Here is a 13,269-nt window from a genome sequence, read left to right as displayed (position 1 = left end):
GTCTGACGCCTCTGCCATCGGCGACGCCAACGGCACGCTGTGGGTGCAAGAAAACAGCTCGTCGGGCACCGTGAAGTCGTGCCTGAACGCGGTGGAAACCGCCGGCGCGCTGGGCGTGGGCATCATGGGTCTGGACAACCCCCCGGGTTCGTCTGACAACTGGAAGTTCGTGGCGCTGGACGGCAACACCGCCAACATCGCCAACGCCAAGGTGGGCAAGTACAACTGGGCCTTCTCGGCCTATGCCAACACCAACAAGGCCACCTTCACCTCGGGCAACCTGGGTGGCGCCTACAAGCTGGGCACCGCGCTGATCGCCGAGCTGCAAAACCAGACCATCATCAACACGGTGGGTGGCGGCATCGCCAACGGCGTGGCTTCGGTGACGGACCCGGCCACGCACGCGCTGCGCCCGACCGCTTGCGAACAACTGATCTATCAACAGTAATCGCGGGCGGGGTTCGCCTGGGCCCGATGGCCCGGGCGATCTGAACGTCTCTTGAGGAGCCCTGGGGCCGCGGCCACTGGGCTCCTTTCTTATTGGGTTTGTGACGATTCGCCACGCGCGATGCGCCGGACGGATCGCGATTGCGCATGATCCATTCGGCTCATTGGCGCGCCCATCGTAGTTTCAACAGCGCTCGACAGAATCCGCGCCATGAAGATCTTCAACGCAACCTGCACGCAGGTCGCGCGGGGCACGCTTTGCGTCGTGTCGTCGTTCGCGCTGTCTGCTATTTTCTTGTCGCCCACCGTGGCGGCGCCAGTCGAGGCGCCGGCCGCCGAGCGCGCGGCCGGTGCGCCGGCGTTCGACATTCTCGAATTCCAGGTCGAGGGCAACACGGTGCTGCCCGTGCTCGCCATCGAGCGAGCCCTGACGCCCTTCACCGGGCCGGGCAAGACGCTGGCCGACGTGGAGGCCGCGCGCGCCGCGCTCGAGAAGGTCTATCAGGACGGCGGCTACCTCAGCGTGTTTGTCGACATCCCCGAGCAGCGCGTGGGCAGGCCGGGCGACGCGGACGGCGGCGTCGTGCGCCTGAAGGTGTCGGAAGGGCGGGTGGAGCGGCTGTGGGTCAGCGGCTCGCGCTATTTCTCGCAGGGCTACATCCGCGAGCAGGTGACGGAGCTGACGCCCGGCACCGTGCCCAATTTCAACGTGGTGCAGCAGCAGCTCGGCGCGGTGAACCGCACCGAAGACCGCCGCGTGCAGCCCGTGCTGCGGCCCGGCAAGGAGCCGGGCACGGTGGAGGCCGAGCTGCGCGTGGCCGATCGCGTGCCGCTGTCGCTCAACGTGGAGCTGAGCAACAACTACGCGCCCGACACCAAGCCGCTGCGCCTCACGTCCACGCTGCGCTACGACAACCTGTTTCAGCGCGATCACAGCCTGGCCTTGACGGTGGTGACGTCGCCCGCCGACCCGGGCCAGACCACCGTCAGCGTGCTCAACTACACCATTCCGGGTGCCGATGGCAGCGCGTGGGCGCTGTATGGCCTGCACTCGAACAGCAAGGTCGAGCCCCTGGGCACGACCACCGCGATCGGGCGCGGCAACGTGGTGGGCTTGCGCTACGTGATGCCGCTGCCGGCGCGCAAGGAGCTGTCGCAGCTGCTCACGCTGGGCATCGACTACAAGAACTTCAACCAGGCCGTGGGCAACACGCCGGCCGACACGGCCAATTCGCATCTGCTCTATGCCCCGCTGAGCCTGGGCTACACGCTCAACACGCAAGGCGATGGCCTGCAGAGTCAGTTCAACGTGGTCGCCACGGCGGGCAGCCGCACGGTGCGCGCCAGCCAGGTCGATTGCCTGGGTTATGACACCAAGCAGGACGCCTTCAACTGCGCGCGCTCGGGCGCCGACGAGGGCTTCTTTACCCTGCGCGGCGATTGGCGCGCCACGCAGCGCCTGTGGGGGCACTGGGACGCCGTCGTGCACCTTGGGGCGCAACTCGCCAACGAGCCCCTGGTGAGCAACGAGCAGTATTCGCTCGGCGGCGCGGACTCGGTGCGCGGCTATCTGGTGGGCGAGGTGTCGGGCGACCACGCGGTGCTCGGCTCGCTGGCCGTGCGCTCGCCCAACTGGGTCGCGCCCGACGAAAAGGGCGAGCGGCCGCTGAGCTGGCTCAACGAGCTCAACTCCTACGTTTTCATGGATGCGGCGCGCGCCTTTGTGATCGACCCCCTGGCCGGGCAGGACCACTCGACGGGGCTGTCCAGCGTGGGCCTGGGGCTGCAGTTCCGCGCGCCCGGGGCGGGCGGCCTGAGTGGCGGCATCGATGTCGCCTGGCCGTTCAACGACACCGCCTACACCACCCGCCACCACCCGCGCGCGCAAGCCCGCGTTTCGGCGCAGTTCTGATCGTTTTCTTGCCTCAAGCAGTCACCCGCAGGAGCTTCTCATGACCCACGCAACTCACCGCTCGACGCCGCCTCGCGCCTTGCCCGCCCGCCGCAGCGCGCGGCCGCGGCGGCAGACCAGCCTGCGCCCCCTGGTGGCGGCGCTGGCGCTGGCGTTCCCGGTGGTGAGCAGCGCGGCGGGCGCCTTGCCGGTGGCGGCGGGCACCTGGATCAAGGGCAGCAACGCCGCGGCCGGCGTGACGGCGGCGACCAAGTCGCAGACCGCGACGATGCTCAACATCAACCAGAACGCCTCGCGGGTGATCTACCAATGGTCAAGCTTTGACATCGGCGCGGGCAACACGGTCAACTTCAACATGGCGGGCACGGGCTACGCGGCGCTCAACCGCGTGGTCGGCAACACCAACCCGACGAGCATCCAGGGCGCGCTCAACGCCACCAACGGGGGCGAGATCTTCATCATCAACCCCAACGGCATCATCTTCGGCGCCAATGCGCAGGTGAACGTGGGCAGCCTGGTGGCCTCGACGCTGGATATTCGTGACAGCGATTTCCTGGCAGGACTAAGCAGCATCTCCGGCGACACGCCGACGTTCTCGTGGAAGTACGCCGACGGAGACGATGCGGCCGCCGCGCCGCTCTACTACGCCGATGCGGTGGTGCAGGTGGAGGCTGGTGCCAGCATCAACACCACGTCCGGTGGCCGGGTGTTCTTGTTCGCGCCCAAGGTGGTGAACCGCGGCACGATCAACACGCCGCACGGCCAGACGGTGCTGGCGGCGGGTTCCGAGATCTACCTGAACAGCTCCGCCAAGGAGGCGTTGTACGCCAGCGAGAGCAACGCCAGCGTGCCCGCCCTGCGCGGTCTGCTGGTCGAGGTGAACGGCAGCGGCACCGCCACCAACGAAGGCACCATCAACGCCGACTACGGCAATGCCACCATCGTGGCGGCGGCGGTCAACCAGAACGGTCGTGTGCGCGCCACGAGCAGCGTGAGCGAGAACGGCTCGGTCTTCTTGCTGGCGCGCTCCGACGTGACGGTGGGCGGCACCGCCGACGTGGGCTACACCAAGCGCGCGCAAACGGGCGGCACGCTCACGCTGGGCGAGGGCAGCAGCGTGGAGCTGCCGGTGGACACGAGCAGCGACACCATCACCAGCAGCAGCACGTTCACCGCGCCGCGCGTGGAGCTGTCGGGCCAGACCATCACGCTGAAGGACGGCGCATCGATCGTGGCGCATGGCGGCGTCGTGCGCGCGCGCGCCGAGGCCACGCCGTATTACGAGGACGGCGGCGTCAACGACCCGACCAACGCGCACACCACGTCGCTCGGCGCGGACGGCAAGTCTGCCAACGCGCAGGCCACCATCTCGATCGGCCAGAACGCGGTGATCGATGTGTCCGGCACGACCGGCACCGAGATCAGCGGCACCCGCAACTACCTCACCACGCAGGCGCTGGGCAAGATCGATCTGGCGAACGATTCGACGCAGAAGAACGGCGTGCTGTATCTGGCCACGCCGACGCTCGACGCGCGCCTGTCGTCCAGCATCGTGAACGTGTCGAGCCTGACCAGCACGGTGGGGCGCACGGCCTCCGAGAAGCTGTCGGGCGGCGGCAGCATCAACCTCGTCTCGACGGGCTCGGTGGTGACCGCGGCCAGCTCCAAGCTCGACGTGTCGGGCGGCCAGGTGGCCTACACGGCCGTCACGGCGGCGGACAAGATCAAGCTCACGCTGCTGAAAGACACGGCGGGCAACGTCTATACCGTCAACAACGCGCCCGAGGATCGCGCCTACACCATCGTCGATGCCAGCCTGACGCCCACGGTCAAGCAGGCGGCCTACGTCGAAGGCAAGGCGGGCGGCGCGGTGAACGTCAGCGCCAGCCAGGTGGTGCTCGACGGGCAGATCAAGGGCTCCACCGTGCAGGGCGTGCGGCAGGCCGCGGGCACGGACGCCTCGGCCGCCGCGGCCAAGTTGAACGTGAACCTGCTGGCCAACGCGAGCACCACCGTTGCCCAGGCCGATACCCTGAACCGCCTGAATCTGCGGATCACGGCGGATGCCGCGGCGGTCAACAGCGCCTACTGGAGCGAGGGCGCCGACTGGCGGCAGCTCGACGCCTCGCTGGGCTCGCATCTCTCGGAGCAGGCCTTGCGCGGGGGCGTGGGCAACATCACGCTCGGCACGCAAGGGTCGGCCACGGTGGAGTCCGGCGTGAACCTGAGCTTCGCGCCCGAAACCAGCTTCAATCTCGTCACCACCAACCTGATCGACGTGGTGGGCTCGCTGACCTTCAACACCGGCTACGCCTCGTCGGGCGGCGCGCTGAGCCTGAGCACGGCGGGCTTGCTGAGCGTGGCCGACGGCGTGTCGTTCGACGTGTCGGGGCGCCTCGTCAACCTCTACCGGGACGGCGCCTTTGCCTCGCGCCTGGGCACGGCTGGCGGCAGCGTGAGCCTGAGCGGCAGCCGTGGCGTGCTGCTGGGTGATGGCGGCGCGATCGATGTGTCGGGCGGGGCGGTGCTGGGCACCACCGGCGCGCTGAGCGTGCGCAACGCCGGCAGCGTGACCATTGCCGCCAACGCTGGCGGGGCCGACGGCGCGATGCCCTTCCACCTGGGCAAGACCTTGCGCGGCTACGCCTTGGCGTCGGGCGCCAGCACCGGCAAGGGCGGCTCGCTGACTTTTGTGGCCGACTCGGTGGAGATCGGCTCGGCCAGCGGCCTGACCGCGCAACTGATGCTGTCGCCCGAGTTCTTCCAGGGCGGGGGCTTCTCGTCGTACGACCTCACCGGGGTGCATGGCCTGCAGGTGGACGCGAACACCACGGTGAGCCCGCGCCAGGCCTCGCGGGTGCTGCCCGCAAGCAAGTCGTGGCTCAACGTGGCGACGGGCACGCCGCTGTCCGCCGTGACGCAGGAACGGGTGCTGCCGCTGGCCTATCGCACGGCCACCAATCTCACCTTGCGCACGGCCACGAGCGAGCCCAAGGCCGGCTCCGCCGGCGCCCTGGTCGTGGGGCATGGCGCGGTGGTGGATGCCGATGCGGGCGCCACGGTGCGCCTGCTCGCCTCGGGCAATCTGCTGGACTTCGAGGGCTCGATCGTCGCCCACGGCGGCAGCGTGGATCTGACCCTGACCGACAACGCCTCGCTGACCGGCATGTCGTTGGCTGGCGCGCTGGGCAGCCAGGGCACCTTGTGGCTGGGCGCGGACAGCCTGATCGATGTGTCGGGCACCACGGTGCTCACCCCGACGACCAATGGCCTGCGGCAAGGCAAGGTGCTGGGCGGCGGGGCGGTGAATATCGCGACCACCCACAACGGCACGGGGGTGTCGTCGTTGATCGTGCAGCAGCAGGGTTCCACCATCGATCTGCGCGGCGCCAGCGACACCCTGGTCGTCAGCGCCACCACGGGCACCGGCACCAAGCTGCTGCCCACCGCCCTGGCCTCCGAGGGCGGCTCGCTGACCATTGCCGCGTCGCGCGGCGCGGTGCTCGAAGGCAACGTCTACGCCCAGGGCGGCAACAGCGCCGCGGCGGCGGGGTCGCTCGCGCTCGGCGTGCGGCCCACCACGCTGCCCAGCGACTCCAGCGTGTCGGGCGCTTTGCCGCAGAGCTACCAGATCACGCTGCAAGAGGCCACGCCATCGAGCACGCAAGGGTTGACCGTGGCGAACGCGGCCAGCCTCAAAACAGTCAGCCGCTACGGCCAGGCCGTGGTGGCGTCGAACTGGCTCGACAAGGCGGGCTACGCCGACGTGCGCCTGAGCGCCGCCGACAAGATCGCGGCGCAAGGCAGCACCACGGTGTCGGCGCAACGTAGCCTGGTGCTGTCGGCTCCGGTGTATTCGCTGGCGGCGCTGGGCAGCGGCGAGACGCTCACGCTGCGCGCTCCCCAGGTGGTGTTCGGCAACGCCGGCACCGATGCGGCCGACCAGACCGTGGGCAATTTGAGCGATGCCAGCAGCAATCGGGCGAGCCTGCTCATTGAGGCGAATCAGGCGCGCCTCAAGGGTGTGACCACGCTGCAAGGCGTGCGCGATTTCGTGGTGCGGGCCTCGGGCGACACGCAGCTCGTGGGCGTGCTGTCGTCCACCACCGGCGGCGATACCTCGCTGTCGAGCACGGGCGATCCGCGCCTGGCGGGCTCGCTCAACACGTCGGGCAACGTCACGATCAGCGCGGCGCAAATCTACCCCGTCACCGACGAGCGCTACGCCATCAACGCCACGCAAGGGCTGGTGCGCTTCACGGGTGGAGACACGAGCGCGGCCGTGCCCTTGTCGGCAGGCGGCAGCCTCACCGTGAACGCCGCCACCATCGAGCAAGATGGCGTCGTGCGGGCGCCGTTCGGCACGCTCGAATTCAATGCCCAGCAGGTCACGTTCGGCTCGGGCAGCCTGACCTCGGTGTCGGGCGCCGGCCTGGTGGTGCCGTTTGGCTCGACCACCGATGGCGCGGTGCAGATCAACGGCGTGGATCGTCTGGCCTTGATCAGCAAGTCGATCAACGTCAATGCCACCGGCTCGGCCACCGTCAGTGATGGGGCCGCGATCGATCTGAGCGGCGGCGGCGCGCTGCAAGCCTACGAGTTCGTGTCGGGCTCGGGCGGCACCGTCAACAAGTACAAGGATGGCAGCGGCTACTACGCCATCGTGCCCAGCGCGGCGGCGAACGCGACGGGCTACGCGGACTACAACGCCACCCTCAGCGGCGGCACGGGCGGCACCGGCATCACGCCGGGCCTGCAGATCACGATTGGCTCAGGCAGCTCGCTGCCGGCGGGCACCTACACCGTGCTGCCGGCTTCGTACGGTCAACTGCCGGGCGCCTACCTGATCAAGGCGGACTCGGCACGCTCGGGCGTGACCGCCATGGACGCGGCCGCGCTCAAGCTGTCGGACGGCTCCTACTCGGTGGCCGGCTATCTCAGCTCGGCGGGTACCAGCTACCGCAGCGCCACCGCCACGCGCTTCATCGTGATGTCGCAAGACGTGGCGGCCAAGACCACCGAGATCAAGACCACCTCGCTGGGCAGCTACTTCGCCAACCAGGCCAAACACGCCAACACCGCCGTGCCGCTGCTCCCGCAGGACGGTGGCGCGCTGCGCTTCTACACGCCGGCCCTGAGTCTGGCCGCCGACACGCTGAAGTTTGATCGAGGCAGTGACTCGGCCGTGGGCGGCACGCTCGAGATCGCGTCCAGCCACATCCACGTGGGCGACAACCTGGGCAGCGAAACAGCGGCCGACGGCTCGACCGTGCTGACCCTGTCGGCGACCGCGCTCAGCTCGGCGGGCGCGCAGAACCTCGTGCTGGGCGCGACCACGTCCACCTCGCTCGACGCCAATGGCAACCGCGCCCTCAACGTGGTGGCGAGCGACGTCACCATCGATGGCTCGTCGCATGCCCTCTCGGCTGCCGACGTGACCCTGGCCGCGTTGCAGGCCGTGACGCTGCGTGACGGCGCGCAAGTGGTCGCCACGGGCAGCGCCAGCGGCGCGGTGAGCTACGCGACGAGCGGCAGCGGGGCCTCGCTGCGGGTAAGCGGCAATGCCGACGCCACCGTGGTGCGTACCGGCGCGGTCAGCGGCAGCGTGGGCGACGTGACCGTGGGCGCCAACGCGGTGCTGACCGGCAAGGGCGTCACCATCGAAGGCGCCAATCAGGCGACGATCGACGCGAGCGCCAAACTCACCGCCCAGACCTTCACCGTGGGCGCGCAGCGCGTGGTGGTCGGGCAAGCCAGCGCCACCCAGCGCGCCGGCGCCTTCGTCTACTCGACGGCCCTGGCCAGCCAGCTCGCCGGCATCACCAGCCAGGTGCTGCGCAGCTACAGCAGCCTGGACATCTACAACGCCAACGGCGGCACGTTGCAACTGGGCAGCGGCAGCCTGGGCAGCCTGACGCTGGACGCGGGCGCGATCAACGTGAACGGCGCGGGCGGCACCGTGCTGGTCGAGGCGGGTAGCGTCCGCCTGCAAAACAGCACCGGCACCGACGTCACGCCGGTGGCGAACGTGAACGGGGTGGACAAGCTGACCTTCCAGGCCGATGCCGGCGACGTGATCGTCGGCCCCGGCAACGTGGCGGTGGCGGGCGCCAGCACGACGGCGCTCAAGGCCACGCGCAGCGTGGTGGCCAGCGGCACGGGCAGCCTGAGCGTCGATGGCGATCTGCAACTCGACAGCGCCACCGTCACCGCAACCAAGGCAGCCAATGCGTCGCTCACGGCGGCGGGCAACCTCACCATCAACTCCAACGGCGCGGCGAGCAGCACCGGCGCCACGCCCGGCCTGGGCGCCAACCTCAGCCTCACGGGTGCACGGGTGGCGCAAAACGGCAACGTGGTGCTGCCCTCGGGCACGCTGAACTTGAACGCCACCAGCGCCGACGCGGACGCCCTGAGCTTCGGCGCCGGCTCGCTCACCTCGGTGGCCGGCAGCAAGGTCGCGTTGGGCAGCGGCAGCGCCTACACCTCGGGCGGCACCATCAATGCCACGGCAGACAGCGGCGGCATCGTCGTGGCCCAGGGTGCCACGCTCGACGTGTCGGCCTATTCCAGCCGCGACAGCAATGGCGTCGTGAAAGACGCCGGCGGCGACGCGGGCGCGCTGAACCTGAGCGCGGTGAACGGCACCGTGTCGCAAAGCGGCACCCTGCTGGGCACGGCGCTGCTGGCGGCCGACTCGAACGGCGTGTACCGCAAAGGCGGCAAGCTGAGCGTGGATGCGCAAAACGCGCAGGACCTGGCCGCGCTGGCCTCGCGGCTCGCCGCGCAGGAAGACGCCGCCGGCGTGCTGCGCAACTTTGGTGGCACGCTGTCGCTGCGCAACCGCAGCGGCAGCCAGACCCTGGCCGAGGGCGTGACCTTGAAGTCCGCCAACGTGGCGCTGACCACCGACAGCGGCAAGCTCACGATCAACGGCACGATCAACGCCGACGGCGCGCAGGGCGGCAAGGTGTCGTTGTCGGCGGCGGTGAGCGACGCCAAGCAGACCGCGCTGGAGCTGGGCAGCACCGCGAGCATCACGGCTCGCGCGCAGCAACTGAGCACGGCCACCACCGCCTACGACGGCGGCACGGTGAGCCTGAATGCCGAGAAAGGCCGCATCAGCCTCTCGCAAGACGCGAGCATCGACGTCAGCCCCAAATGGGCCGCGGGTGCCGACGCAGCCGCGCAAGCCGCGGCCGTGAAGGTCTATGGCGGCAAGGTCAACCTGCGCGCCCAGCAGACCGGCAGCTCGGTCGACGTGGTGGCGATCGATCTGAAGCCGGGCGCCGATGCCGGCAAGACCATCGTGCAAGGCGCCAAGAGCGTGGCCGTCGAAGGCTTCAAGGGCTACAGCGGCAGCTCGCTGACCACCGCGCTGAAGAATTCGATCACCAGCAACGCGTCCAGCCTGGCCAACTCGGCCGCCGTGGTGTCGGCCAATCTGGCGGCGCTCACCAGCGGCACGCTGAACGTGCTGGCGGGTGCCGAGATCAACTCCAGCGGCGACTTCGCCTTGGGCTCGGCCTGGAGCCTGTGGTCGGCCAGCAACTACCACCCCGTCAACCTCACCATTCGCGCGGCGGGCAATCTCGACGTGACCGCCAGCTTGAGCGACGGCTTCGATGCCAAGGGCATCGCGCAGACGGGCGTGGCCTCCAGCTTCAACCTGGTGGGCGGAGCCGACGCCAGCAGCGCGGACGTGCTGGCCACCACGGCGGGCGCGGGCAACGTGAACATCGGTGGCAGCGGCAGCGTGCTGGTGCGCAGCACCACGGGCGACATCAACGTCGCGGCGGGCAACGACATCCAGTTCGTCAACGGCAAGGCGGCGGTCTACACCACGGGCGAGCCGATCGCGCTGAGCACGCTGGGGGCGTTCGTCGCCCCCACCAGCCTCAACGTGGCGGGCCTGCAGCAGCTCTTCAGCGCCACCGGCACCAGCAGCTACTACAAGTGGCTCCTGACCAACGGCGGCACCAGCGCCAACATCAAGGCGGGCGCGACGGCCAACCCCTTTGTCGCGGGCACGGCGGCCAGCCTGTTCTACGCCAACGGCGGGGCGGTGAGCCTCAACGCGCGGCACGACGTGGTCGGCTACGCCGCCACGACCGACGCCGAGCTGTCGCCGTCGAACTGGAAGTACGCCTTCTACGACACGGCCAGCGGCCAGACCACCTGGTGGACGCGCTACGACCTCTACACCCAGGGCATTGCCAGCTTCGGCGGTGGCGACGTGACGGTGACGGCGGGGCGTGACATCCAGGATGCGCAAATCGATGCCACGGGCAGCGGCTATCTCACGGCGGCGGGCGTGCGCAACGCCTACGCCGCCGGCAACGTGGCGATCGAAGCCGGACGCGATGTGATCGGCGGCAACGTGGTGGCCGAGGGCGCCACGCTGACCGTGCGAGCCGGGCGCGCCGTTGCCGGAGCCGAATCGGGCAGCGAGCTGGCGCGAGACAAGGGGCTCGGCATCTGGATCGGCAACACCGCGGCCACCGTGCAGGCGGCGCAGAGCGTGGCTCTCAACGGGCTGGGCAACAGCGGCCGCGCGGCGCAGTTGCTGGCTGATCCGCGGGTGGCCTACGACTCCAGCACGCCCGAAAAAATCCAGGCCTACAGCGATGCCTTGCACGCGCATGTGTCGGAGCTGTTCGCCAGCAGCGCGAGCGAGGTGCTGACCAGCGGCGGGACTCTGGTGGTCAACACCACCGGCGACTCGGCGGGCAGCGTGGTGCTGGGCAGCGCGCTGGCTCCTGGTCGCACCGTGACCGTCGTCGCCGCCGACGAGCAACCCGGTCGCCTGCTGCTGGCCGCGGCGGGCGGCTCGGTGAGCGTCCGGGGCGACCTGAATCAGAAGCTGCCGGCGTCCGGCAATTCCGGGCTGGCGGTGCTTGCCAAGAATGACTTGACCTTCACGGGCGCGGTGCTGCAATCGGCCAGCCAGTCGGGCGGCGAGACGGGCACGGCGCAACTGGGGGTCGACCCCGACGGCGTGGAGCGCGCGCAGAACCAGCTGATCGCCGCTGACGGCAGCGTGAGCTTCGGCAGCACCGTGGGCCTGGCGCGCAGCACCTTGGTGCAAGCCGGACTCGACATCACCATGAGCCCGGACTCGCAGGTGACGATCCAGCATCAGGGCTCAACCGAGATTTCGGCGCTCGAAGCCGGGCGCGACATCATCTTCGGCACGCGCGGCGATGGCACCAGCTCGGCTGGCCTGACCGTGCGCGGCCCGGGTGACCTCATCGTGGCCGCCGGCCGCGATGTGAGCCTGGGTTCGTCCAACGGCATCGTGGCCAACGGCAACCAGGACAACTCGGCCTTGCCTGCCGAGTCGGCCAACATCTCGGTGATGGCGGGCGTGTCCCTGCTGCCGGGCAGCGTGGACTTCCGCGGCGCGATTGCGCAGGGTTACGCGCAGAGCCCGGCCGCGCTGGTGCGGCTGCTGTCGGCCCTGGCTCAAGGGCAGGCCATGGTCGATCCGGCCACGCAGGCCGCCGAGCAGCAATCGCAAGCCTTGAGCGGCCTGCCGGTGGGCGCCCAGGCCGAGGCGCTGCGCAACGTGATCGGATCGTCCGACTACGCGGACGTGCTGGTGTCTTACGTGAAGGCGCAAACAGGCGCGGCTTCGCTTACCGTGGCGCAAGCGCAGGTGCTGTATGCCGGCCTGAGCGCCGACCAGCGCGGCGGCCTCGTCACGTCGAAGGCCGCGCTCGGCGCCTTGCAGGCGCACTACCGCTCGCTCACCTCCAGCGAGCAGCAGGCGGCGGCATTCGCGGGGCTGTCGCTGGCCCAGCAACTCGGCAGCTTGCAGACGGCATTGGGCTCGAGCCGCTACAACGCGGCGTTGCTGGCCTACGTCGAAGCCAAGACCGGCAGCAACGGCCTGACGCTGGCGCAGGCCCAGGCGCGCTTCGAGCAGATGGACGCCGCCACGCAGGCCGGCTTGATCGACGCATCGGGCTCGGCCCTGCGCGCGGTGTTTGCCGGGCTGTCGTTCGAGCGCCAGGTGCTGTTCGTGCAGCAGGCCCTGCAGGGCGACGTGCGCGCGGCCGGTCGCGAGTCGGTGGCGGCCACCACCAAGGCTGGCCAGCAAGCGGCCTACGCCAAGGCCTACGCGGCCATCAACCAGGTGCTGCCGGGCACGCGCAGCGAGGGCAACGTGCTGATGGCGCGCAGCCAGATCAAGACGACCCAGGACGGCGACATCAGCATGCTGGTGCCGGGCGGCTACGTGAATGCCGGCCTCACCTCGGGCTCGGGCAGCAGCAAGTCGGCGGATCAGCTGGGCATCGTCACGGTGGCCGGGGGCGACATCTCGGCCATCGCCTCGGACGACTTCCTGGTCAACTCGTCGCGCGTGTTCACGGTGGCCGATGGCGACATGCTGATCTGGTCGTCGGATGGCAGCATCGACGCGGGCAAGGGCGCCAAGACCGTCGTCGGCGCGCCGCCGCCCACCTACTACATCGACAAGAACGGCCACCTCGCGGTCAACACGTCGGCCTCGTACTCGGGCAGCGGCATCGCCGTGCTGGGCGCCAACAGCGTGCTCGACCTGTACGCCCCAGCCGGCACCATCGACTCGGGCGACGCGGGCATCCGCGCCGGCAAGGCCTACATCAACGCCGACATCGTGAAGTGCAAGGTCTGCGGCGTGACCTCGCAGGTGGCCATCAGCCTGCCCACGCCGCCCGCGCCGGTGGCCGTCAACTTCTCGCTGTCGTCCACGCCCAAGGACAGCATGGAATCGACCTCGGCCGGTGACTCCAGCAGCTCGCGGGTGGCCAAGATGAAGCCGACGGTTCAGGTGGATTTCGTGAGCTTTGGCTCGGACGAAGGCGGCGACAAGACCGAGGACGACAACCGCAAGCGCTGACAGAAGCCGGGCGAAGCCTTCGCGA

Annotated in this window: 3 protein-coding genes; all 3 read left to right on the top strand. The window is 69.5% G+C overall.

The features are described 5' to 3' along the window. Positions 1–448 (top strand): hypothetical protein (locus ACE3SS_RS09655; RefSeq protein WP_374593336.1); only part of this gene is annotated, 448 nt, incomplete at its 5' end. Positions 449–658: 210 nt separating this feature from the next. Continuing rightward, positions 659–2,359 (top strand): ShlB/FhaC/HecB family hemolysin secretion/activation protein, encoded by a 1,701-nt coding sequence (locus tag ACE3SS_RS09650; RefSeq protein WP_374593334.1) that lies wholly within the window; start codon positions 659–661, stop codon positions 2,357–2,359. Positions 2,360–2,399: 40 nt separating this feature from the next. Further along, on the top strand, positions 2,400–13,244 hold the full coding sequence (locus ACE3SS_RS09645) for a filamentous haemagglutinin family protein (protein WP_374593332.1): 10,845 nt from the start codon (positions 2,400–2,402) through the stop codon (positions 13,242–13,244). The last annotated feature ends 25 nt before the right edge of the window (positions 13,245–13,269 follow it).

Source organism: Aquabacterium sp. (assembly GCF_041915145.1).
Classification (GTDB): domain Bacteria; phylum Pseudomonadota; class Gammaproteobacteria; order Burkholderiales; family Burkholderiaceae_C; genus Aquabacterium.
The sequence above is the reverse complement of the archived record's forward strand: the minus strand, read 5'-3'. Positions and strand labels throughout refer to the sequence as shown.

What these genes read in the sequence shown, in the direction of transcription:
- ACE3SS_RS09650 (WP_374593334.1), top strand. Translation starts at nt 659, where the DNA reads ATGAAGATCTTCAACGCAACCTGCACGCAGGTCGCGCGGGGCACGCTT.
- ACE3SS_RS09645 (WP_374593332.1), top strand. Translation starts at nt 2,400, where the DNA reads ATGACCCACGCAACTCACCGCTCGACGCCGCCTCGCGCCTTGCCCGCC.